This window comes from Candidatus Solirubrobacter pratensis (assembly GCF_000425945.1).
Lineage (GTDB): Bacteria > Actinomycetota > Thermoleophilia > Solirubrobacterales > Solirubrobacteraceae > Solirubrobacter > Solirubrobacter pratensis.
Genome location: NZ_KE384480.1, coordinates 328103 through 352346 on the forward strand (window position 1 = coordinate 328103; position 24244 = coordinate 352346).

Annotated in this window: 16 protein-coding genes; 6 read left to right on the forward strand and 10 right to left on the reverse strand. The window is 71.2% G+C overall.

Annotated elements, in window-relative coordinates; all coding sequences use genetic code 11:
- Window positions 1-20: 20 nt before the first annotated feature.
- On the reverse strand, window positions 21-896 hold the full coding sequence (locus tag H958_RS0126115; RefSeq protein ID WP_037411468.1) for an amidohydrolase family protein: 876 nt from the start codon (window positions 894-896) through the stop codon (window positions 21-23).
- Window positions 897-916: 20 nt separating this feature from the next.
- On the opposite strand from H958_RS0126115, the gene H958_RS0126120 reads away from it, so the two are divergent.
- A complete protein-coding gene (locus tag H958_RS0126120; protein WP_028060798.1) occupies window positions 917-2812 on the forward strand; it encodes a potassium transporter Kup in 1896 nt (631 codons plus the stop codon).
- A gap of 33 nt (window positions 2813-2845) precedes the next feature.
- Here the strand turns inward: H958_RS0126120 and H958_RS0126125 are convergent, their stop codons facing one another.
- On the reverse strand, window positions 2846-4327 hold the full coding sequence (locus tag H958_RS0126125) for a glycosyltransferase family 39 protein (protein ID WP_028060799.1): 1482 nt from the start codon (window positions 4325-4327) through the stop codon (window positions 2846-2848).
- Window positions 4328-4416: 89 nt separating this feature from the next.
- On the opposite strand from H958_RS0126125, the gene H958_RS0126130 reads away from it, so the two are divergent.
- Window positions 4417-5157 (forward strand): YaaA family protein, encoded by a 741-nt coding sequence (locus tag H958_RS0126130; protein WP_028060800.1) that lies wholly within the window; start codon window positions 4417-4419, stop codon window positions 5155-5157.
- A gap of 24 nt (window positions 5158-5181) precedes the next feature.
- On the opposite strand, the gene H958_RS40480 is transcribed toward H958_RS0126130, so the two are convergent.
- The 7 genes from H958_RS40480 to H958_RS0126165 form a co-directional block, all read right to left on the reverse strand.
- A complete protein-coding gene (locus tag H958_RS40480; protein ID WP_051324836.1) occupies window positions 5182-5883 on the reverse strand; it encodes a phosphotransferase in 702 nt (233 codons plus the stop codon).
- A gap of 62 nt (window positions 5884-5945) precedes the next feature.
- Entirely contained in the window at window positions 5946-6938 is a 993-nt protein-coding gene (locus tag H958_RS0126140; protein ID WP_028060801.1) for an ABC transporter substrate-binding protein, read from the reverse strand.
- 30 nt (window positions 6939-6968) lie between these two features.
- Window positions 6969-8003, reverse strand: coding sequence for an ABC transporter permease (locus tag H958_RS0126145; RefSeq protein ID WP_028060802.1), 1035 nt, complete (start codon window positions 8001-8003; stop codon window positions 6969-6971).
- A complete protein-coding gene (locus tag H958_RS0126150) occupies window positions 8000-8755 on the reverse strand; it encodes an ATP-binding cassette domain-containing protein (RefSeq protein WP_028060803.1) in 756 nt (251 codons plus the stop codon). Before H958_RS0126150 ends, H958_RS0126145 begins: the two co-directional genes overlap by 4 nt.
- A complete protein-coding gene (locus tag H958_RS0126155) occupies window positions 8752-9744 on the reverse strand; it encodes a class I mannose-6-phosphate isomerase (RefSeq protein WP_028060804.1) in 993 nt (330 codons plus the stop codon). The genes H958_RS0126150 and H958_RS0126155 overlap by 4 nt, the downstream gene beginning before the upstream one ends.
- A complete protein-coding gene (locus H958_RS0126160; RefSeq protein ID WP_028060805.1) occupies window positions 9741-10760 on the reverse strand; it encodes a LacI family DNA-binding transcriptional regulator in 1020 nt (339 codons plus the stop codon). Before H958_RS0126160 ends, H958_RS0126155 begins: the two co-directional genes overlap by 4 nt.
- Window positions 10761-10864: 104 nt before the next feature.
- Complete coding sequence (locus H958_RS0126165; protein WP_028060806.1) at window positions 10865-11335, reverse strand: Lrp/AsnC family transcriptional regulator; 471 nt, start codon at window positions 11333-11335, stop codon at window positions 10865-10867.
- Between the two features lie 289 nt (window positions 11336-11624).
- On the opposite strand from H958_RS0126165, the gene H958_RS0126170 reads away from it, so the two are divergent.
- The 4 genes from H958_RS0126170 to H958_RS40490 all read left to right on the forward strand — a co-directional run bounded on the left by H958_RS0126170 (window position 11625) and on the right by H958_RS40490 (window position 21571).
- Window positions 11625-12065, forward strand: a complete 441-nt coding sequence (locus H958_RS0126170; RefSeq protein WP_196807574.1) for a DUF2000 domain-containing protein — start codon at window positions 11625-11627, stop codon at window positions 12063-12065.
- A gap of 617 nt (window positions 12066-12682) precedes the next feature.
- A complete protein-coding gene (locus tag H958_RS44085; protein ID WP_156028289.1) occupies window positions 12683-16180 on the forward strand; it encodes a GH92 family glycosyl hydrolase in 3498 nt (1165 codons plus the stop codon).
- 63 nt (window positions 16181-16243) lie between these two features.
- On the forward strand, window positions 16244-17266 hold the full coding sequence (locus H958_RS0126185) for a hypothetical protein (RefSeq protein ID WP_196807575.1): 1023 nt from the start codon (window positions 16244-16246) through the stop codon (window positions 17264-17266).
- An 81-nt stretch (window positions 17267-17347) separates the two neighbouring features.
- Window positions 17348-21571, forward strand: coding sequence for a GH92 family glycosyl hydrolase (locus H958_RS40490; RefSeq protein WP_051324837.1), 4224 nt, complete (start codon window positions 17348-17350; stop codon window positions 21569-21571).
- A gap of 48 nt (window positions 21572-21619) precedes the next feature.
- On the opposite strand, the gene H958_RS40495 is transcribed toward H958_RS40490, so the two are convergent.
- Window positions 21620-24190 carry a CocE/NonD family hydrolase gene (locus tag H958_RS40495; protein ID WP_051324838.1) on the reverse strand — a complete coding sequence of 857 codons (2571 nt, stop codon included), beginning with the start codon at window positions 24188-24190 and terminating at the stop codon, window positions 21620-21622.
- Between the last annotated feature and the right edge of the window lie 54 nt (window positions 24191-24244).

The window sequence follows — 24244 nt, forward strand, 5'->3', positions numbered from 1 at the left end:
TCCAACACCCGTCCAAGTTGTCAGCGTAGTTTCAAAAGCCGGATCGCGTTCTCCTTGAGCACCAGTGGGCGCACCTCCTCGCGGATCGGGAGCCGCTCGAAATCGGCCAGCCAGCGGTCGGGCGTGATCAGCGGGAAGTCGGAGCCGAAGAGCATCTTGCGCTTCAGGAGCGTGTTCGTGTAGCGCACGAGCTGATCCGGGAAGTACTTCGGCGACCAGCCTGAGAGGTCGATGTAGACGTTCGGCTTATGGGTGGCGATCGCGAGTGCCTCGTCCTGCCACGGGAACGAGGGGTGGGCGAGGATGATCTCGAGCTCCGGGAAGTCGGCCGCGACGTCGTCGACCGCCATCGGGTTGGAGTACTTCAGGTGTACGCCGCCGCCGCCCGGCATGCCCGCGCCGATGCCGGTGGTGCCCGAGTGGAAGAGCGCGATCGCGCCCGCCTCGGCGATCACCTCATACAGCGGGTAGAACGTGCGGTCGTTGGGCCAGAAGGCCTGCGTGTTGGGATGGAACTTGAAGCCGCGGACGTTGTGCTCGGCGATGTAGCGGCGTGCGAGCTCGACGCCGCGCTTGCCCTTGTGCGGGTCGATGCTGGCGAACGGGATCAGGACGTCGGTGTTGGCCGCCGCCAGCTCGAAGACCTCCTCGTTGGAGACGTGGCTCTGCCCCGTCCCGGCGTCGGAGTCGACGGTGAACACCACCGCGGCCATGTTGCGCTCGCGGTAGTAGTCGGCGACGTCCTGCACCGTCGGCTGCGGCGGATCGCCGCCGAAGTAGCGCGCGGCGGCGGCGAGGAACTCCTGCGACACCGGGTCGGGCTCGGACGGCCGGATCGACGCATGCGTATGCGTATGCACGTCGAGCGCGACGAGCTGGTCCAGATCGAGGGTCATCCTGGAAGGATGCAGGCCGGATGACGCAGACGCACGAGAAGGCGGGCAGGGCCGCACTGACGCTCGGGGCGCTCGGCGTCGTCTTCGGCGACATCGGGACGAGCCCGCTGTACGCGCTGCAGACGGTCTTCACGCACGACAACCGTGCCGTGCCGACGAGCGACGAGGCCGTCTACGGCGTCATCTCGCTCGTGTTCTGGGCGATCACGATCATCGTCTCGATCAAGTACGTGACGTTCATCATGCGCGCCGACAACGACGGCGAGGGCGGGATCATGGCGCTGATCGCGCTGATCCAGACCGAGCCGGCGCGGCGGCGGGTGGCGAAGGCGCTGCTGGTCGCGCTCGGCATCTTCGGCGCGTCGCTGTTCTACGGCGACGGCATGATCACGCCGGCGATCTCGGTGCTCTCGGCGGTCGAAGGCCTGAAGGTGGTCGACCCGAGCCTGAAGGAGCTCGTGATCCCGATCACGCTGGCGATCCTCACCGTGCTGTTCTCGATCCAGCGGCTCGGCACGCAGATCGTGGGCCGCGCGTTCGGGCCGGTGATGGCGGTGTGGTTCACCATCCTCGCGGTCTCCGGGCTGAACGAGGTGCTGCGCCACCCCGGCATCCTGCGTGCGCTGTCGCCGACCTACGGCGCCTCGTTCCTCTTCAGTCACGGGCACACCGCGTTCGTCGCGCTCGGCTCGGTGGTGCTCACGGTCACCGGCGCGGAGGCGCTGTACGCCGACATGGGGCACTTCGGCCGCTCCGCGATCCGGCGCGCGTGGTTCGTCCTGGTCTTCCCGGCCCTGATCGTCAACTACATGGGGCAGGGCGCACTCATCCTGCGCGATCCCGGCTCGGTCGCGAACCCGTTCTTCCTGCTGATGCCCGGCTGGAGCCGGATCCCGATGGTGCTCTTGGCGACGGCGGCCACCGTGATCGCGTCGCAGGCCGTCATCTCGGGGGCGTTCTCGGTCACGCGCCAGGCGGTCCGGCTCGGGTTCCTGCCGCGGCTCACGATCCGCCACACGTCCGAGCAGGAGATCGGCCAGGTGTACGTTCCGGCGGTCAACTGGGGCGTCTTCGTCGCCGTCGTCGCGCTCGTCGTGGGATTCGGGTCCTCCGCGCACCTCGCGTCGGCCTATGGCATCGCCGTCACCGGCACGCTGGCGATCGACACGCTGCTGTTCTTCTACGTCGTCCGCAACCTGTGGCGCAAGCCGCTGTGGCTCAGCGTCGCGGGCGCGGCGGCGTTCCTGCTCGTCGACCTGACGTTCTTCACCGCGAACCTCACGAAGGTCGTGCACGGCGGGTGGTTCCCGCTCACGATCGCGCTCGCCGTCTACGTGATCCTCACGACGTGGCAGCGCGGGCGCGAGATCGTCACGCGCAACCGGGTGGAGGAGGAGGGGCCGCTGCGCGCGTTCGTGGAGGAGCTGCGCGAGCTCGATCCCTACCGTGCGCGCGGCACCGGCGTGTTCCTGAACGCCAACCCGGAGACGACGCCGCTCGCCATGCGCGGCATCGTCGAGCACCTCCACTCGCTGCCCGAGAGCGTCGTGATCATCTCGCTGCACACGACGAACGTGCCGCACGTGCCGCCGGGTGAGCGGCTGGAGATCGACGACCTCGGCTACCGCGACGATGGGATCGTGCAGATCACCGCGCGCTTCGGCTTCCAGGACGCGACCAGCGTGCCGGAGATCGTCCGGATGGTGGCCAGGCACGACCTGGAGTGCGACATCCACCTCAACCGGCTCACGTACTACGTCTCCCGGATCGCGATCGTCGTGTCTGACGAGCCGGGGATGGCGCGCTGGCGCAAGCGGCTCTTCCTGGCCGTCTCGCGCAACGCCGGCAACCCGCTCGAGTACTTCAAGCTGCCGGACGACGAGACGATCGTGATCGGCTCCCACGTCCCGGTCTAGCTAGTGCCGCGCGGCGGCAGCCTCGTGTGACGCTCAGCGCACCTGGTAGAGCTCGGCCCGCACGGCGCTGCGACGACCGGCGAGCCTCGCGCGGTGGGGCGCGCCGATCGGGCGCAGCCGCGGGTCCTCGCGCAGCGCCGCGCGCCACTCGCGCGTGCGGACGCGGACCGTCCGGCTCCACGGCGCCTTCCCGCGCTCGCCGACCGGCGTGACGATCAGGATCCGCCGCCCGGCCGGCAGGCCGTCGACGATCGGGAGCAGCGTCCGCTTGGCCTTGCCGGCGCGCAGCCGCGTGAGCCCGTAGCGCCAGTCGGTCAGCCGCGGGTCCGCGACGAGGCCGAGCGGCGTCAGGTAGATCGCGCCGCGCGGGAGGTAGCGGTACAGCACCGGGACCTGCTCGGGCTGAGTGGACACGACGAGGTCGCCGCTGCGGATCTCCGGCGCGACGCGGTGCGCCACCGTCCGCACGTTGCTCTTCGACGGCGCGGCGCCGGTGATCAGCCAGGCGGCGCCCGTGGCGACGAGCGCGACGGCGGTCCAGCGCGCACCGCGCGACAGCACGGCGGCGAGCGCGAGCAGCAGCGGTCCCATCAGCACCGCGAGATAGCGCGTCGACCACGCCGGCTGCAGCTGCGACGACAGCCAGGCGGCCAGTGCGGTCGTCGCCGCGATCAGCAGCAGCATGCGGACGCCGTCCTCGAGCCCCGGCCGCCGCTTGACCGCGGCGACGAGCGCGAGCGCCAGCAGCGGCGCCGCGACATAGCCGAACAGCCCGCCAGGGATGGCGAGCAGCTGCAGCGCTCCCGGGCGGGCCGACCACGGCGCCGCGGTGTGCAGCGCCTGCGAGACCAGGCTCGGCAGCCACGGCACGTACGCGGCCGCGATCCCCGCGGCGAGCAGCGCGCCGTCGCGCGTCTCGACCTTCCCGCGCCGGCGCAGCGCGAGCCACGCGACCGCCATCCCGCTGGCGAGGAACAGGCCCCAGTTGTGCGTGTAGAGCAGCAGCACGATCCACAGGCCCAGCAGCGGCACGTGCCGCCGCTGTCCGCGCACGAAGGCCAGCACGAAGCTCGCGCACGCCGCGATCGACAGCACGACGACGAGCGAGTACATCCGCGTCTCCTGCGCGTAGTACGTCAGGAACGGCGCCCCCGCCGCGCCCGCCGCCGCGAGCGCGCCGGTCCGGCGGTCGAACGCCGCGCTCCCGGCCCACCAGGAGACCGGGATCGCGAGCAGCGCGAACAGCAGCGACAGCGAGCGCGTGGCCGCCTCGCCGCTTCCGGCGACGCCCATCCAGACGTGCAGCAGCACGTAGTAGAGCGGGGGAGAGCCGTCCTGCACCAGCGCGTGGGGGATGTCCACCAGCGGGTGCGAGGCGATCCCGACCGCGATGCCCTCGTCGATCCAGTAGCCCGAGCGCAGGCCGCCGGTCCGCAGCGCCAGCGAGGCGGCGGTGAGCAGAGCGAGGGCGGCGGCGATGAGCAGGGGCCGCCGGGATGCGAAGCCTGGACCCATCGCGGCTGTAGGTTCGCGTGCGCGGCGGCGGATCGCGCGGTTCTGAACAGGTCCTAACCAGCGCGGTTGGCTAGCCTGCCGCGCGCCCCATGCTCGTGCTGCTGCCGCCCTCCGAGGGAAAGACCGCGCCCCGCCGCGGAGCGCCGGTCGACCTCGCCAAGCTGTCCTTCCCCGAGCTGACCGAGCGCCGCGAGGCGCTGCTCGACGCGCTCGGCGCCCTCGGCACCGGAGAGGCGGCGCTCACCGCGCTCGGCCTGAGCGCCACCCAGGCGGGTGAGCTCGAGCGCAACGCGAGCGTGCGCACGGCTCCAGCGGCCGCGGCGAGCAAGGTCTACACCGGCGTGCTGTTCGAGCACCTGCGGCTCGCGGGGCTGCCGGCGAGCGCCCGCCGCCGCGTGCTGATCGCCAGCGGGCTGTGGGGCTTCACCCGCCCGGGCGACCGCATCCCCGCGTACCGCCTGTCGATCTCCGCGCGCCTCCCGGGCTTCCCGGGGCTGGCGTCCTACTGGCGGCCGGCGCTCCAGGAGGCGATCCCTGCGTCCGGCCTCGTCCTGGACCTGCGCTCAGGCGGCTACGCGGCCGCGTTCGCGCCGCGCGACGCCACCGTGCTCGCCGTCCGCGGGTTGACGGAGCGCGCCGGAGAGCGCACGGTGGTCTCGCACATGGTCAAGGCCACCCGCGGCGACGTCGCCCGCCTCGCGCTCGAGGCCACGCCGGTGCCGCGCACGCCGCAGGCCGTCGCCGAGGTCGTCGCGGCGAGCGGCCGCCGCGTCGAGCTCACGCGCGGGAAGTCCGGCTGGTCGCTCGACGTCATCGACTCCGCCGGCTGACCGCCGCGGTCGCGGGGCGTCGGGCTACGGAGCCAGCTGCGCGGCGTGCGCGAGCACCCACGCGCGGTCGCGCAGCGGCTGCTTGGAGTGCTCGGTGCTCCACATCGCGGCGAAGCCGGGATCCCCGGCCGCGGCGCGGTCGCGGATCGTGTCGTGCAGCCACTGCGCGCGGGCGGCGATCGTCTCGACGAAGCCGGCGCGCTCCTGGAGGCCGTACGCGTCGCACACGAGCCGCACGCGCCGCGCGGACTCCGCCACGTCGCCGCCGGCGGTCAGCGGCGCGAACCGCCACGCGACGTGCGCGAGGTCCCACGCCCCCGGCGCCGGGGCGGCGAAGTCCCAGTCGATGAAGGCGACGGGCCGGCCGTCCACGTAGACCGTGTTGTAGGGAGCGACGTCGTTGTGGCAGACGACGCCGGCGCCGTCGTAGCCGGCGCTCGCGTCGTGCAGGCGCCGCAGCAACCGCGCCACCGCGACGAGCGCGTCGTCGGTCAGTGCCCACGGCGGGAGCGGGTACTCGGGCACGTCGCCCTCGATGAACCCGAGCGCCTCGCGCCCGCGCTCGTCGAGCCCGAGCGGCTCCGGCGCCTCCGGGAACCCACGCTCGCGCACCCACGCGAGCAACCCCTGCACCCACGCCGTCCGCGGCTTGGCCGCCTTGCGCACCGTGTCGCCGGCACGCACCGCGCCACCGAGGTTCCCACCCGCGAGCCGCTCCTCCTCCACCAGCCCAACATAAACGGGGTCAGACCCCTTTAGATAAAGGGGTCTGACCCTCTTTAGGTTTCTCAGCAGGTGGACTTGTAGAGCGCGTCCTGGTTCTGCGCGAGGTTGTCCTTGGTGATGACCGCGAAGTCGGTGCCGATCTGCTTCTGCACCGGCTTGCCCCCCAGCGCCGCCAGCGCCTGCTCGACGCCGTCCTTGCCGATCTCGGCCGGACGCTGGGCGATCAGCGCCTGCACGGTCCCGGCCTTGAGGTCCTCGACCTGCTTGGGGCCGGCGTCGAAGCCGACGATCTTGACCGCGTTCTGCTTGCCCGCCTGCTTGAGGCCGGAGGCCGCGCCCTCGGCGGAGAACAGGTTCGCGGCGAAGATGCCCTTGAGATCCGGGTGCTTCGACAGCGTCGCGGTGACGACCGCGGCCGCCTTGGCGGGATCGTCGTCGTCGTACTGCTGGCCGAGGTAGTCGAGGCCGGCTGCCTTGGCGCCGGTCTCGAAGCCCTTGCCGCGCGCGTCGGTGGTCGAGATGCCCGGCTTGACGTTGACGACCATGACCTTGCCCTTGCCGCCGATGAGCTTGGTCAGCTCCTGCGCGGCGGCCTCGCCGCCCTTCTCGTTGTCGGAGGCGATCTGGGAGACCGCCATGCTCGGGTCGTCCAAGGTGGTGTCGACGAGCACGATCTTCGTGCCGTTGGCCGCCATCTGCTTGATCGGGGCGTACATCGCCTTCGTGTCGGTCGGCGCGATCAGCACCGCGTCAGGCTTCTTGGCCGCGACCGCGTTGACGATCGGCGTCTGCTGCGAGGCGTCGAACTCGTCCGGTCCCTGGAAGTCGAGCGAGACGTTGTTCGCCTTCGCCGCCGCCTGGGCGCCGCAGTTCATGGTCAGGTAGAACTCGTCGCCCTTCACGCCGGCGATCAGCGTCATCTTGTACTTCTTGCCGCCGCCGGAGCTGCTGCTGCCCGAGCTCGCACCCGAGCTCGAGCTGTTGTTATCCGATCCGCAGGCCGCCACTCCGGCCGCCAGCGCCGCGACGCAGATCGCCGCGATCCACTTCCTCATAACGCTCTCCCCCTTCACAATCAGGGTCGTTCAGTCCCGGTACTGGGTCCTGCGCCGGAGCTGATCGAGGTACACGGCGACGATCAGCACCGCGCCCACGGCAACCTGCTGCCAGAAGGGCTGCACTCCGGTGATCACGAAGCCGTTCTGCAACACGGCGGGGATGAAGACGCCGACGACGGTGCCGCCGATCGTCCCGATCCCGCCGAACAACGACGTCCCGCCGAGCACGACGGCGGCGATCGCGTTGAGGTTGTCGGTGGAGTGCCCACCGAGGGTGGTCGTCGAGAAGCGCGCGAGGCTGAGGAAGCCGGCGAGGCCGGCCAGCGTGCCCGCCAGCGCGTAGACCTTGATCAGGTGCCGGTCGACCGCGATGCCCGCGCGACGCGGCGCCTCCGCGTTGGAGCCGACCGCGTACGTGTAGCGCCCGAAGCGCGTCAGCCGCAGGATCACGCCGAAGAACAGGGCGACCGCGACCGCGATGATCACGATGTAGGGCACCTGGTTGAACAGCCGGCCGGTGCCGATCGTGTCGACCAGCTTGGTCGGCACGCTGCGCTCGTCGGTGCCGCCCGTGATCAGCAGCGCGGCGCCCTGCGCCATGCCGAAGCTGCCGAGCGTGACGATCAGCGGCGGCACGCGCAGCTTGGTGATCAGGGTGCCGTTGAGCAGGCCCCACGCGAGGCCGGCGACGAGCGCGCCGGCGATGCCGATCACGATCGTGCCCCAGCCGTTGCCGCCGACGGCGTTCATCAGCCGCGCGGCGATCACGCCCGAGAAGACGAGCACCGAGCCGACCGAGAGGTCGATGCCCGACGTGATGATCACGAAGGTCATGCCGACCGCGAGCACGAGCAGCACCGAGGCGTCGGTGCAGACGTTGCGGACGTTGTCGACGGTCGCGAACGAGTCGAACTGGAGCGCCGAGAAGACGACGATCATCGCGACGAGGATCAGGAAGATCGACGTCGTGGAGCCGAGGGCGAGCCGCTGCCAGCGGCTCAGGTGACCGACGTCGGCGTCTTCGGGGAGCTGGGCGGAGGGATCGACGACGGGCGTGGTCATGACTGCACCAGCGCTCCGGTCATCGCGCCCACGAGATCCTCCATCGTCCCCTCGCCGCGCTTGAAGGTGGCGACGCGCTGGCCCAGGCGCAGCACCTCGACGCGGTCGGCGACCTCCATCACCTCGGGCATGTTGTGCGAGATCAGGACGACGCTCAGGCCACGGTCGCGCACGCGCATGATCAGGTCGAGCACGCGCCGTGTCTGGACGACGCCCAGCGCCGCCGTGGGCTCGTCCATGAACACGACCTTGCTTGCCCACGTCACCGCGCGCGCGACCGCGACGCCCTGCCGTTGACCCCCTGAGAAGGTGGCAACCGGCGCCTGGACGTCCTGGACGCCGACGCCGAGGTCGCCGAACGCCGCCTCGGTGCGGTCGCGCATGGCGACGTTGTCGAGGAACCCCAGCCGGCCGAGCAGTCCCGGGCGTAGCACCTCGCGGCCGAGGAACAGGTTCGCCGAGGACTCGAGGTCCGGCGCGAGCGCGAGATCCTGGTAGACGGTCTCGATGCCCAGCTCGCGGGCGGCCTCCGGCGAGGCCACCGTCACCGGGGCGCCCTCGAAGAGGATCTCGCCCGCGTCGGGCGCGTGGACGCCGGACAGCGTCTTCACGAGCGTGCTCTTGCCCGCTCCGTTGTCGCCGATCAGCGCGACGACCTCCGCGCGGTTGACCGTGAAGTCGGCCCCGCGCAGCGCGTGCACGCGGCCGAAGCTCTTCACGATCCCGCGCGCCTCCAGCAGCGGCTGGGTCACCACTCACCTTCCGGACTCGAGGGGTCGGGCGGGCGGCAACGGATCGCCTCCACGTCCCCGGTCAGCTGCATCGGCCCCGCGGCGAACGGGACCAGCAGCGCGCTGCCTCGCTCGACGGGCACCCCGGCGAGCTCGCCGGCGCCGCTCAGCCCGAGCAGGACCGAGAAGCCGGCCTCGAGCGTCTCGCCGCCGCGCACGCGCTCGGCGCGGAAGTACGGATCGGCGGCGCTCGGCAGCAGGCTCGCGCCGGCGCCTCCGCGCAGCGCCGCGACGCGCTGCGCGCTCCAGGCGCCGCGGTCGAGCGCGGGCAGCGCGCGGTCCCACCCGAGCCCGAGGTGGCACTCGTCCTCGGTCAGCTGGAAGCCGGTCCACTCGAGTGTGATCGAGAGGTCCGTCGGCTCCTGCAGCTCGAGGATGAGGATGCCCGCGCCGATCGAGTGCGGCGTGCCGGCGGGGACGAAGATCGCGTCGCCCGCGCGCACCGGCAGCTCGTGCATCGCCGCGAGCATCTCCTCGCTCGCCTGGCGGCCCATCCAGTCGCGCACGGTGTCGAGCTCGACGTCGTCCTTGAAACCGACGTGCACGGTGGACCCGGGCTCGGCCTCGACGATGATCCACGCCTCCGTCTTGCCGTGATCGAGCCCGAGCTCGCGCTTGGCGAACGCGCGGCCGGGGTGGAAGTGGACCGGCAGGCGCTGGCCGGCGTCGAGCAGCTTGGTCAGCAGCGCGGCGTCCGCGCCGTAGCGCCCGACGTGGGCTTCGCCGAGCCATTGCTCGGGGGCGGCGGCGATCGCGTCGCGCACGAGCGTGCCGTCGGCGGCATGCGACAGCCCGCGGCCGTTGGCGGCGCCGAATGTCGTGTTGACGGCGCCGATCCACTCCTCGGGCATGTGATCGCTGTCGAGTGTCACGCCGCGGAACGCGGCGATGCGTGGTCCGCCGGCGTAGAAGTGGCGCAGCACGTTGGGGGGCAGGACCTGCGGATTCATGATTTGGGTTGGACCTCTCCGGAGCCCCGGGGGACGAGTTCGGTGGGGACGACGACGCGCCGCGGCGGCGCCTCGACGCCGTCGAGGCGGGCGAAGGCGAGCGCCGCCGCCTCGGCCCCGAGGGCGAAGGCATCGTGGCGGATCACGGTCGTCGGCACCGCCAGGAGGTCCGCGAGCTCGAAGTCGTCGAAGCCGACGAGTGCCACTTCGTCCTCGCGCCCGCGCAGCGCGCGCAGGGCGCCGACGGTGTGGCGGTTGTTGCCGGTGAAGATCGCGGTCGGCGGCTCCGGGAGCGCGAGCAGCTCGCGCACGACCCGCTCGGCGTGCTCGACGCCGCGGGCATCGAGCCGGATCAGGCGCGGGTCCTCGGCGACGCCGGCGGCGGCCAGCCCGGCGCGGAAGCCCCTGACGCGCTCGGCGGCGGTGAACAGCGTGGCCGCGTCGGCGACGCACGCGATCCGCCGGTGCCCGTGCGCGAGCAGGTGCTCGACCGCGGCGCGCGCGCCGCCCGCGTTGTCGAGCAGGACGGCGTCGGCGTCGATGCCCGTCGGCGGGCGATCGATGAAGACGACCGGCGTGGCGTCCCCGAGCTCCTGGGCGATCCAGCCGCGATCGCGTTCGCTGCCGGCGGGGACGAGCAGCAGCGCGTCGACGCGCCGGCGCAGCAGCGCGAGGATCAGCTCGCGCTCGCGCTCGGGGTCCTCGTCGCAGGAGCCGGTCATGACCAGGAAGCCGCGGGTGCGCGCCGCGTCCTCGACGGCCTGGGCGACCGCCGAGTAGAACGGGTTGGCGACGTCCTCGATGACGAGCCCGAGGGTCGCCGACGTGGAGCCGCGGCGCAGCGAGCTCGCCAGGTCGTTGCGGCGGAAGCCCAGCTCGCCGATCGCCGCGCGGACGCGCTCGGCGGTCGCTGGGGAGACGGCCTGCTCGTGGTTGATGACGCGCGAGACCGTCTTCAGGCTCACGCCCGCCCGCTCGGCGACGTGACGCATCGTGGGGCGCGTCGTCACTCTCATCCCGTCGACAACGTTGTCATGGGCCTTTGGCGATTGTCAAGTCGTACCTCGTCTTCTCATGAACGGGAAGCTCGATGTCGCCCGACCGTGTGGTGGCAACGTTGTCAATCCCGGGCGATCGGCTCGAGCACGGTGCGGCGGATGTGCTCGTAGACGATCGAGGTGTTGACGTCGGCGACCTCCGGGCGGCCCGTCAGCCGGTCGATCACGAAGGCGTAGAGCGCGTCGGTGTCCGGGACCGCGAGGTGCAGCAGGAAGTCGCTCCCGCCCGAGACGACGAACACGCCGATCAGCTCCGGGAGCGTGCCGACCCAGTTGCGGAACGCCTCGATGTTGCGGCGCGTCGGCGGCCGGATCGTGACGGCGGTGAGCGCCTGGACGTGGCGGCCGAGCGCGGGGAGCGACACGTCGGCGTGGTAGCCGCGCACCACGCCGCTCCCACGCAGTGCGCGCACGCGCTCGGAGGAGGTGGAGGGGGAGACGTGCACAGCCGCGGCGAGCTCGCGGTTGCTGCGCCGCGCATCGTGCTGGAGCTCGCGCAGGAGCGCGCGGTCGACGGCGTCGAGCGCGCTCATCCCGCGCCGCCCCGCGTCCGCGGCGCGGTCGCCGCGCCGCTCCGTGCCGCCGACGCCATCGCCGCGCCGCTCCGTGCCGCCGACGCCATCGCCGCGCCACCGCGTGCCGCCGGCGCCATCGCCGCGCCATCGCGTGCCTCCGACGCCATCGCGGCGCCGCCGCACACCGTGCGCCGCCGCCCGCGTTTCTCCGGCCGCCGCCGTACGCCGGCCGCCCCCATCGTCAATTCACCGTTCATCCTGCGGAGTCTCGCACTCCATGCCGTCTGTACGTCTAGCATCGGCGCCGATGGCCGCACAGACGATGACCTCCACGCCCGAGCCCCAGACCACCGCGACCCGCACGGTCCTGGTGATCGACCGCGAGCTTCCGAAGGGGCTTGCCGCGAACGCCGCCGCGATCCTCGCGCTGACGCTCGGCGTCCACCGCCCGCAGCTGATCGGCGCGCCGTTCGAGGACGCCGCGGGCTCGCAGCACCCCGGCCTGATCCCGACGGGGCTCCCCGTGCTCGGCGCCGAGGCCGCCGAGCTCCCCGCGATCCGCGACGCCGCGCGCGAGCGCGGGCTGCTCGTCGTCGATGCGCCGGTCGCCGCTCAGCAGACGAACGACTACGACGAGTTCCGCGCCGCCGTCGCCGCGAGCCCCGAGCTGGGCTACCTCGCGCTGCTCGTGAGCGGGCCGCCCAAGGCCGTGCGGGCCGTCACCGGGCAGCTCGCCCTGCTGCGCTGAGCCGGCCGCGGGAGCGGCGCCTCGCGACGTCGTGCCCGCGGCGCCTCGCGGCGTCGTGCCGGCGGCGCCTCGCGGCGTCGTGCCGGCGGCGCCTCGCGACGTCGTGCCCGCGGCGCCTCGCGGCGTCGTGCCGGCGGCGCCTCGCGACGCCGCGCCGGCGGCGCCTCGCGACGTCGTGCCCGCGGCGCCTCGCGGCGTCGTGCCGGCGGCGCCTCGCGGCGTCGTGCCGGCGGCGCCTCGCGACGTCGTGCCCGCGGCGCCTCGCGGCGTCGTGCCGGCGGCGCCTCGCGACGCCGCGCCGGCGGCGCCTCGCGACGTCGTGCCCGCGGCGCCTCGCGGCGTCGTGCCGGCGGCGCCTCGCGGCGTCGTGCCGGCGGCGCCTCGCGACGTCGTGCCCGCGGCGCCTCGCGGCGTCGTGCCGGCGGCGCCTCGCGACGCCGCGCCGGCGGCGCCTCGCGACGTCGTGCCCGCGGCGCCTCGCGACGCCGCGCCCGCCCACGCCCGCGGCGCCCGGGCCCCCTTATTGACTCCGTGTCTTCTCATCGTCGCGCGGTCTAATCGCGGGCCGACAGGGCTGACAACGTTGTCAGCGCCATCGAGGAGAGTGAGGGGATCCTTTGCGGGATGCAACCTTCAGGCGAGCGCGCAGGGCCGCGCTGCTCGCCGGACTGGCGACCACCGTGCTCGGCGCGCCCGCGTGGGCGGCCGGCCCGGTCGCCGACCCGACCGCGTACGTGAACCCGTTGATCGGGTCCACCGCGTCGGGTGACACGTTCCCGGGCGCGACGCTGCCGTTCGGGATGATCCAGTGGAGCCCGGTGACGGCGACGGGCAACCTCTACAGCATCAGCGGCGCGTCCGGGTCGTACGTGTACGGGAACGCGAAGGTGCGCGGCTTCAGCCTCACGCACCTCAACGGCACGGGCTGCGCGGGACTGGACTCCGACGTCCCGATCCTGCCCTACACCGCCGACGTCACGACGTCGCCGTCGACCGACACGACCGACGCGACGTATTCGTCCACGTTCAGCCACGCCAACGAGACGGCCCAGGCCGGCTACTACAAGCTCGGCCTCGACAACGGCGTCACGGCCGAGCTGTCGGCCACCAAGCGCACCGGCTCCGGCCGCTTCGCGTTCCCGGACGGCAAGCCGGCGAACGTCCTCTTCCGCGTGTCCAACTCGGGCGTCGGCTCAGGCGACCCCACCAACGTGACGATCGACCCCGACACGGGCACCGTCTCGGGTGAGGTCACGGGCGGCGGCTTCTGCGGAGCCAACGGCACGACCACCAACAACCGCAACTACTACCACCTGTTCTTCACCGCCCAGTTCGACAAGCCGATCACGAGCTACGGCACCTGGAAGGACGCGACCGTCACGCCCAACTCCACGACCGCGGCCGGCGGCGAGGGCTACACGAGCGCGACGCGCAAGAACAAGGGCTCCGGCGCCTACGTCGGCTTCGCGCAGGGCTCGACGGTCGGCCTGCGCGTCGGCATCTCCTACGTCAGCGCGGCCAACGCCAAGGCCAACCTCGACGCGGAGAACCCGGCGGGCACGTCGTTCGACACGGTCAAGACCGCGGCGCACGACGCGTGGAAGGACGAGCTCGGCCGCATCGCCATCACGCCCGGCGACACGACCACGAACGACCAGCTGACCGTCTTCTACACCGCGCTCTACCACGCGCTGCTGCAGCCGACGCTCGCCAGCGACGTCAACGGCGAGTACGAGGGCGCCGACGACCAGCACGGGCATCCGGGCACCACGCAGTCCGTCGATCCGGCCCATCAGAAGGCGGAGTACGACACCCTCTCGGGCTGGGACCAGTACCGCGGCCAGGTGCAGCTGCTCACGCTGCTGGACCCGCAGGTCGGATCCGACTTCGCGCAGTCGCTGCTCAACCTCGCCACTCAGCGCGGCGGCGAGTGGGACCGCTGGCTGGACCGCAGCGCCAAGACGAGCATCATGGAGGGCGACCCGTCGCCCGCGATCGAGGCGGGCATCCGCGCGTTCGGCGGTGACGCGTTCGACGTCGGCGGCGCGACCAACTCGCTCATCCAGGCCGCGACCGTCCCCACCGCCAACGACACGCTCAACAGCGGCGACGCGACGATCGGCAACGGCTGCAACATCGGCTGCCCGGGCCAGCGCCCGGCGCTCGCCGACTACCTCAAGCTCGGCTACGTCCCGGCCAACAACTGCCACTGCTGGGGCGCCGCGGGCGAGACGCTCGAGGACGCGCAGGCCGACTACAGCCTCGCCGAGCTCGCCCGCTCACTCGGCGACACCGCCAGGTTCAAGACGTTCCTGCAGCGCGGCGAGAACTGGCAGAACGTCTTCAACGCGAACCAGACGAGCGGCACCTTCAAGGGCTACGCCTGGAACAAGAACGGGCCGATCGCCTGCCCGCCGGGCGACCTCGGCGCGCACGTCACGGCCGTCACGGCGTCCGGCGAGAACGCGCCGAGCGAGTCGGCCGCGAGCCTGAAGGACTGCAACAACGGCACGAAGTGGCTGCAGTTCGCGCGCCCCACGGCGGCCGCCCCGCTCTGGGTCGCGTACAAGCTCGACGCGCCGCAGGTCGTCAAGCGCTACTCGCTCACGTCCGGCAACGACACGCCCACGCGCGACCCCGCCGACTGGCAGCTGCAGGGCTCCAACGACGGCACCAGCTGGACGACGATCGACACCGTCACCGGCGCGAGCTTCTCCGACCGTCAGGTGACCAACACCTACGCCGTCGACAACGCGACGGCGTACACCAACTACCGCATCCTGTTCACCGCCAACAAGGGCGACGTGGACATCCAGCTGTCGGACTTCTCGATCTCCGACGGCTCCGACGTCGTCCCGCCGTCCGCCCCCGGCGCCTTCGCCGGCGGCTTCAGCGCGACCTCGCAGACCGGCTTCGCCGAGGGCTCCACGACGCAGTACTCGTGGATGGTCTACGACGACGTCGCCAAGCTCGCGAGCCTGATGGGCGGCAAGACCGCCACCGCGACGCGCCTGGACGCGTTCTTCAACGCGTACTTCAACGCCACGGGCAGCAGCGGCGCGCGCTTCGACCCGACCAACGAGCCGGACATCCAGACGCCGTGGATGTACGACTACCTCGGGCAGCCGGCCTCGACTCAGTCGACGGTCCGCCGCCTGATCACGAAGAACTGGACGAACACGACCGGCGGCATCACCGGCAACGACGACCTCGGGACGATGTCGGCCTGGAACGTCTGGTCGAGCCTCGGCATGTACCCGTACAACCCGGCCCGCGCGGAGCTCGTGCTGGCCAGCCCGCTGTTCCCGAAGATCGAGATCAAGCGGCCGAACGGCAAGACGATCACGATCACGGCGCCCGGCGCCGACGCGAGCACGATGTACGTGTCGGGCCTGAAGGTCAACGGCCAGGACAGCGACAAGCCGTGGGTCCCCGCCTCGCTGGTGAGCGACGGCGGCACGCTCGACTACACGCTCTCCGCCACGCCGACGACGTGGGGCGCGAACCAGTCGCCCCCGTCGCTCAGCGACCCGCCGAGCATCAGCGTCACGCATGACGGCCAGACGATCACCGTGCATGCGAGCGACACGCTGAGCGGAATCGAGGGCACGCCGTCGTGCACCGTCGACGGCGCGCCGCTGGCGGTCGATCCGGCGACGTGGACCGCGACCGTGGGCGCCTCCTCGAGCCACACGGTCACCTGCACCGCGACCAACCGGTTCGGGACCAGCGCGTCGGCGAGCGACACGACCTGGCCGAGCACGACCGTCGCCGGCACCGTGCCCGCGACGCTCTCGCTCACGCTGGGCGCGCCGGCGAGCTTCGGCGCGTTCACTCCCGGGATCGACGGCACCTACACGGCGTCGACGACGGCGACCGTGACGAGCACGGCGGGCGACGCGACGCTGAGCGTCTCGCCGGGCACGTTGACCAACGGCGCGTTCACGCTGGCCGAGCCGGTCGCCGTGACGCCCGGGAAGACGAGCTGGACCGGTCCCGTCAGCAACGACGCGTTCGGGATCGCGTTCAAGCAGCACATCGGGGCGAACGAGGCGCTCCGCACCGGGACGTACAGCACGACGCTGACGTTCACGCTGTCGACGACGACGCCGTAGCGAGCCGCGCAGGCGGGCGAGGCAGTCGCCCTCGCCCGCCGCCGGCGTCGTTACGGTTCGCTGGTGCTCTCGATCGAGCAGAGGCTGAGCGTCTACCCGCGGCTGCGCTTCATGGGGTCCAAGCACCGCCTCGGCGCGCGGCTCGGCGAGGTCTTCGCCGCGCTGCCGCCCGGGCCGGCGCTCGACGCGTTCTCGGGCTCCGGCGTCGTCTCCTACGTGCTCAAGGCGAGCGGGCGCCCGGTCGTCGCCAACGACCACCTCACGTTCGCCGCGGCGCTCACCGAGGCGCTCGTGGCCAACGACGCGACACAGCTCACGGCGCAGGACGTCGACGCGATCTGCAGTGGCAACCGCGACGGCCGCGACTTCATCGCCACGACGTTCGCCGGCCTGTACTTCCCGGACGCCGACCACGCGTTCCTCGACGCCGCCTGGTCGCACGTCGACACGCTGGCGCCGGCCAAGCACGCGCTCGCGATCGGCGCGCTCTGCCTCGCGGCCGCCTGGAAGCAGCCGCGCGGCGTCTTCACCGTCACGACGCCGCGCTACGACGACGGCCGCCGCCACCTGCGCATGCCGCTCGAAGCGCTCTTCCGCGAGGCCGCGGAGGCGTTCAACCGCGCCGTCTTCGCCGGAGCCAGCCCATGCGAGAGCCGCTGCGGCGAGGCGCTGGAGATCGACGACGACTTCGCCGTCGCGTACCTGGACCCGCCGTATGCGCCGCCGCGCGACGACACCTGTTACATCAAGCGCTACCACTTCCTCGAGGGGCTGGCGACCTACTGGCGCGGGCAGGAGATCATGTGGGAGACGCGGACGCGCAAGCTGCGCAAGCGCCACACGCCGTTCGCCTCCAAGCGCACGGTCAGGCCCGCGCTCGACGACCTGTTCGAGCGCTTCCGCGACGCGGCGATCGTCGTCTCCTACGGCTCCAACGCCGCACTGGAGGTGACCGAGCTCGAGGCGCTGCTGCGCCGCCATAAGCCGCGCGTCGAGCGGATCGAGATCCCGCATCGCTACGCGTTCGGCACGCACGCGAGCGCGAGCCGGCGCCTCGCGCGCGAGTACGTCCTCATCGGGGCTTGACTCGGCGCTGCCTGAGTGGTGTCATTCGTCGCTGCTGTCTGACAACGTTGTCAGACAAGGGTCCAGGGCAGAGGAGAATGGATGCAGACGGAACGGATTCGCCGCTGGCTTCCCGCGGTCGCGACAACGGTCGCGCTGATCGGGGCGACGCCGGCGGCGGCTGCCGACTTCGGGACCTCGTTCGAGGCGTCGGACACCGCGCCGACGTACGCGAACACGAGCGAGGCCTCGTCCGGCGTCTCTGGCACGAAGCCGGGGCTGCCGGGCAGTGTGATGGACAAGGTCGTGGCGGTCACGGCCAGCGGCGAGAACCCGCCCCGGGAGATCGCCAACAACCTCAAGGACGGCGACGTCAACACGAAGTGGCTCAGCTTCACGAGCACCGGCTGGGCGGCCTATCAGCTGTCGGCCCCCACCGTGGTCAAGCGCTACCAGTTGGCCGCGGCCAATGACTCGCCGGGGCGCGACCCGCAGGACTGGCAGTTCCAGGGCTCCAACAACGGGACCGACTGGACGACGATCGACACGCGCACGGGCCAGAGCTTCGCCGCCCGCTTCGCGGTCAACACCTACGACTTCGACAACGCCACCGCGTACAGCTACTACCGGCTGAACATCACGCGCAACCACGGCGACTCGATCATCCAGCTGTCGGAGCTCGTGCTCTCGGACGGCTCGAACACCGTCCCGCCGCCGACCGACATGCGCGCGGAGATCGGCAGCGGCCCGGTCAACGTCTACACGGCCAAGCCGAACGTCGGCTTCACCGGGCTCAAGGCGCTCCGCTACGGCGGCAGCCTGACCGCCGACGGGCGCGACTACGCGTACAACCGCGTCTACGACGTCGACGTCCCGGTCACGGCGTCGACCCAGCTGTCCTACAAGATCTTCCCCGAGTTCAGCGGCGGCGATCCCGCGCGCCAGAGCACGTACGCGGCCGTCGACCTGCAGTTCGACGACGGCACCTACCTGCGCGACCTCGGCGCCGTCGACCAGCACGGCTACCAGCTCTCCGCTCGCGGGCAGGGCGACTCGAAGTCGCTCTACGTGCAGCAGTGGAACGCGATCTCGTCGAACATCGGCGCCGTCGCGGCGGGCAGGACGATCAAGCGGATCCTCGTCGACTACGACAACCCGGCCGGCAAGAGCGGGATGGCGTTCCAGGGCTGGATCGACGACCTGAAGGTCACCGGGAACGCCGCCACGCCGGCGCACGACCACCTGTCGGACTGGGTCGACACGCGCCGCGGCACGAACGCCAACGGCTCCTTCTCGCGCGGCAACAACATCCCCGCGACCGCCGTCCCGCACGGCTTCAACTTCTGGACCCCGGCGACCGACGCCGGCTCGACGTCCTGGCTGTACCGCTACCAGGAGTCCAACAACGCGAACAACCTGCCGACGCTGCAGGCGCTCTCGATCAGCCACGAGCCGAGCCCGTGGATGGGCGATCGCCAGACGTTCCAGGTGATGCCGTCGCCGAACGCGTCGCCGAACACGAGCCGCTCGGCGCGCGCGCTCGAGTTCTCCCATGACGACGAGACGGCCAAGCCGTACTACTACGGCGTCACGTTCAAGAACGGGATGAAGGCCGAGATCGCGCCGACCGACCACGCGGCGGAGCTGCGATTCACGTTCACCGGCGCCGCGTCGTCGCTGATCCTCGACAACGTCAACAACAACGCCGGCGTCACGCTGACGCCGTCCGACGGCAACGGCCAGACCGTCGTCACCGGCTACTCGGATGTCAGCAGCGGCAGCCTCTCGGTCGGCGCGCGGCGGATGTTCGTCTACGGCGTGTTCGACCGGCCCTCCACCGGCGCCGGCGGCAGTGGCGTGACGCGCTACCTGAACTTCGACACGTCCTCGAGCAAGGTCGTGACGATGAAGATCGCGACGTCGTTCATCAGCGTCGCGCAGGCCCAGCACAACCTCGAGCTGGAGCTGACCGGCAAGAGCTTCGACGACGTCGAGGCGGACGCCCAGAAGCAATGGGACAAGGCGCTCGGCGTGATCGACGTGGACGGCGCGACGCCCGACCAGTCGACGACGCTCTACTCGAACCTCTACCGCCTCAACCTCTATCCCAACTCGGCGTTCGAGAACACGGGCTCGGCCGACGCGCCCGTCTACATGCACGCCCCGCAGGCCTCGACGCTGTCCTCGCCGGGCTCCGGCGCGACGGCGACCACGGGCGTCGCCCCGGTGGCCGGCAAGGCCTACGTCAACAACGGGTTCTGGGACACCTACCGGACCGTCTGGGCATCGGATTCGCTGCTGTACCCGAGCAAGACCGGCGAGATGGTCGACGGCTTCGTCCAGCAGTACAAGGACGGCGGCTGGATCGCACGCTGGTCCTCGCCGGGCTACGCGAACCTGATGGACGGCGCGAGCTCGGACGTCGCCTTCGCGACCGCGTACCTGATGGGCGCGCCGCTCTCCGACGCCGGGGCGACGTTCGACGCCGCGCTGAAGAACTCGGCGGTCGTCCCGCCGAACGCCAACGTCGGCCGCAAGGGGCTGGCGCAGTCGGCCTTCCTCGGCTACACGCCCACGTCGACCAGCGAGGGCTTCTCCTGGGCGGTCGACGGCTACATCAACGACTACGGCGTCGCCAACATGGCCAAGGCGCTGTACGACAAGGCGTCGGCGAACGACCCGCGCAAGCAGGAGTACTGGGACGACTACACGTACTTCCTGAACCGCTCGACGCAGTACGTCAACCAGTTCGACCCCTCGATCGGCTTCTTCCAGTCGCGCAACGCGGCGGGGGCGTTCACCGTCTCGCCGGCCAACTGGGACCCGGCGATCTGGGGCACCGGCAGCAAGGCCGGCGGCTCGACGCAGTTCACCGAGACCGACCCGTGGAACATGCAGTTCACGGTTCCCCAGGACGGCAACGGCCTCGCCAACCTCTATGGCGGAAAGGCAGGGCTGGAAGCCAAGCTCGACCAGTTCTTCTCGACGCCTGAGCTGGCCACCGGCCTCGGCTCCTACGGGACGATCCACGAGATGACCGAGGCGGCCGCGGTGCGCCTGGGCCAGTGGGGGCTGTCCAACCAGCCGTCGCACCACATCCCGTACATGTACGACTTCGCGGGCGCGCCCTCCAAGGGGCAGGCGATCATCCGCGAAGCGCTGCAGCGCGAGTTCATCGGCTCCGAGATCGGCCAGGGCTACCCGGGCGACGAGGACAACGGCGAGCTCTCGGCCTGGTACGTCATGTCCTCGCTGGGGATCTACCCGCTGCAGATGGGCAGCGCCAACTGGGCGGTCGGCTCGCCGCTGTTCAAGAAGGCGACGATCCACCTGGAGAACGGCAAGGACCTGGTGATCAACGCGCCCGGCAACAGCGCGAAGAACGTCTACGTCCAGGGCCTGAAGATCAACGGCAAGCCGTACTCGAGCACCTCGATCCCGGCGTCGGTGCTGTCGGGCGGGGCGACGCTCGACTTCGACATGGGGCCCGCGCCGTCGGGCTGGGGGAGCGGCGAGGACGACGCTCCGCCGTCGATCACCAAGGGCTCGCACAAGCCGGCCCCGCTGATGGACGCCACGACGGCGACCGGCGCGCTGTTCGACAACACCTCGAGCACGCGGCAGACGTTCGCCTCGGCGACGCCGACGATCGAGTTCCCGCTGCCCGCCGGCCATCGCAAGGCGACGATGTACACGATCACGTCCGGCGACGTGGCGGGCGATCCGTCGAGCTGGACGCTGCAGGGCTCCAACGACGGGGTGAAGTGGCGTGACCTCGACACCCGCTCCGACCAGGGGTTCACGTGGCGCCTTTACACGCGCCCGTTCACCATCGCGAAGCCGGGCCAGTACGCGAGGTACCGGCTCGTGGTGACGGCCAGCAGCGGCGACGCGCCCACGCCCACGATCGCCGAGCTGGAGCTGCTCGCGGACGCGCCGGACCCGGGCACGGACGCCGTGTCGGACCAGGGGACCGCCGCCGGCGACGTGCCGGCGACGCTGTCGCTGACGCTCGGCCCGGCCGCGAGCCTCGGCGCGTTCACGCCGGGGATCGGCAAGACGTACGAGGCGTCGACGACGGCGAACGTGGTCTCCACGGCCGGCGACGCGACGCTCGGCGTGACGGGCCCGGATCACCTGCGCAACGGCGCGTTCTCGCTCGCGTCGCCGCTGCAGATCGTCGGCGCAGCGAAGAGCTACGACGGCCCGGTGTCCAATGACGTCGTGCCGATCGGCTTCCGCCAGGACATCGGCGGGAACGAGGCGCTGAGGACGGGGACGTACTCCACGACCCTGACCTTCACGCTCTCGACGACGAGTCCCTAGCAGGCGGCGAGGGGCGCCGGCCATCGAGCCGGCGCCCCTGAGGCCGTCCTAGGGGGTGGTTGTGGACAGGGTGAACGTCAGCGTCTTGCCGTACGTGCCCGTGCGCAGCGCGTCATTGGCGCCGATGTGCTGGGCGAACGAGATCGCGACGTTCGCGTTCGAGACCGGGCCCGTCCAGGACGCCGGGGCGAAGCTCACCTGCAGCGGGCTCGCGAGCGAGAACGCGCCGTTGGTGAGGTGGCCGGGATCGGAGACGCTGAGCGTCGCGTCACCGGCAGTGGAGGTCACCGTCGCCGTGGTGGAGGCGGTGTAGTCGTTCGCAACGCCCGGCGCGAAGGCGCCGAACGAGGCGGGCGTGCCGAGCGTGAGCGACAGCGTCGCCGGCACGGCGCCGCTGGCGCCGCCGGTCGCCGTCCCGACGAACCGCACCGTGACGTTGAACGAGCCCGACGCCGAGGCGTTTCCGTTGGCGTCCTTGGCGGCGCAGGTCACCGTCGTGGTCCCGACCTTGAACTTCGTGCCGGAGGCCGGCGTGCAGGTCACGATCGGGTTGGGATCGATGTCGTCCGTCGCCGTCGGCGTCGCGAAGTTCACGGTCGCGCCGGTGGCGTCGGTCGAGTCGACGGTCATGTCCGCGGGCACCGGCGTCATGGTCGGCGCCGTGCTGTCGGTGATGAAGCCGCCCGAAGCGGACGCCGCGCCGGCGCCGCCGTCGACCGGCAGCTGGACGGTGCTCTTCTTCGTGTCGATCGTGAACGTCGCGCCGAGCGTGTTGGCCAGGCCGAACGAGCGGAAGTTGCCCTCGACGATCACGCCGAGCTGGTGGCCCGCCGGGATGATGTAGTCGACGGGCTCCTGCTCGACCTTGAACTCGTACTCCTGACCCGGGGTGACCGGAGAGGACGAGTACAGCGAGTCGCGGTTGGACGAGTCCAGGATGCCCCGCGTGAAGCGGAAGGACGTCGTCGACTGCAGGTTCTTGATGATCCGCAGGTAGCACGCGCTGTCGGCCGGCGTGGAGTCGCCGACGCAGTCACGCGGCGTCGCGGTGTCCGTCTTGACGCCGTCGTTGGCCGGATTGATCTTCGTGAACGGCGTCGAGTTGTAGTCGACCAGCATCGCGCCGATGTTGCTCTGCGGCTTGTCGAGCGAAGCGAACAGGTCGATGTACGGCGTGCCCGAGAGGTGCAGGTCGTGCTTGAGCGGCGCCGTGAGGAACACCGCGCGGTTCGCCTGCGAGCCGGTCGGGTTGGCGATCTGGGTCGCCTCGGTCGGGCCGTTCGACGACGACGTGAAGCCGTCCTTGAACGTGACCGTGTCGGCGGCGCCGCCCGAGCTCAGGTTGATCGCGCCGGCCGCGCCGGGCTTGGTGCCCTGCAGGTAGCCGTTGACCGTGCTGGAGGCGGCCGCGGGCCAGCTGGCCTGCGTCTCCCATTGCCCGGGCTCGCGCTCGATGTCGACCTGCGGCTGGCTCATGACGTCGTTGTTGATGCCGTAGAGCCAGTGGTCGAACCACTTGTGCAGCGTGTCGACCCACTGGTCGCGGCGGTAGTCGAACGGGTCGACGTGACCCTCGTTGGACAGCCACAGCTTCTTCGGGACGTTGAGCTGCGTCCACCACTGCGAGAACTGCTTCGGCATGACGTTGCCGTCGTTGAGGCCGTGCGTCTCGAACACCGCCGCCTTGACCTTGCTGACGTCCTTCGTATAGTCGCGATCGATCCAGAACGGGTTCATGTCGCCCGTCTCGTCGCCGTCGACGCCGTTGAGGTAGTTGAAGACGTCCGGGATCGGGGTCTTCTGGCACGCGGTGTTGTGGTTCACCGGCGGGACGACGCCGAGCCTGCTGGCCGGCTGGTCCGAGGTGATGCTGTTGTCGAGGCTGCGCGGGTAGTTGCTGTTCTCCGCGATGCCGCCCATCCGCGAGTAGTCGTACCAGGACGAGATCGCGGAGATCGGGACGATCGTGGTGAGCCCGTCGACGCCCGTCGCCGCGACGCCGTTGGCGAACGTGCCGTCGTAGGACTTGCCGATCATCGCGTTCTTGCCGTTGGCCCAGCTCGCGACGACCGGGACGTTCCCGGCGACGCTGGTGAAGCCCTGCACGCGCCCTTCGAGCCAGTCGATGACGGCCTTGAAGCCGGCGACGTCACCCGGACCGCCGTGCAGCGGGCAGCCGGTGGAGAACGCCGTGCCGACGGCCTCCGCGGCGATGTACGCGTAGCCGCGCGGGACGAAGTAGTTGTCCACGAAGAGGGGGAAGAAGTCCAGGTTCCCCGCCGCCGTGGTGTGGATGAACTGCGTCTCGTTGCCGCGGCCGACCGACGTGTAGTACGGACTGTCGTCGATGATCGCGGGGACCTGCTTGTCCGGCCCGGACTCCTTGGGCCGGATGATGTCGATCGCCACCCGGTCGGTGACGCCGTCCTGATCCTGGTCGACGCCGGCGACGGGCACGAAGACCCGTTCGCGAATGGCGTCGGCGTAGCTGTAGATCGGCGCGGTGGTGCCATCTGCGCCCAGCTGATAGCTGGGAGCCGGCGTCGTCTGCGCCTGCGCGGACGTCGCACCAGCGCCGATCGCCGCGAGCGCAAGCGCGCTCGCGGCAATGCCTGCCAACTTCAAAACAACACCCTCCTTGCTTCCTTGCCCTATTGACCGCGCGCGATCCTC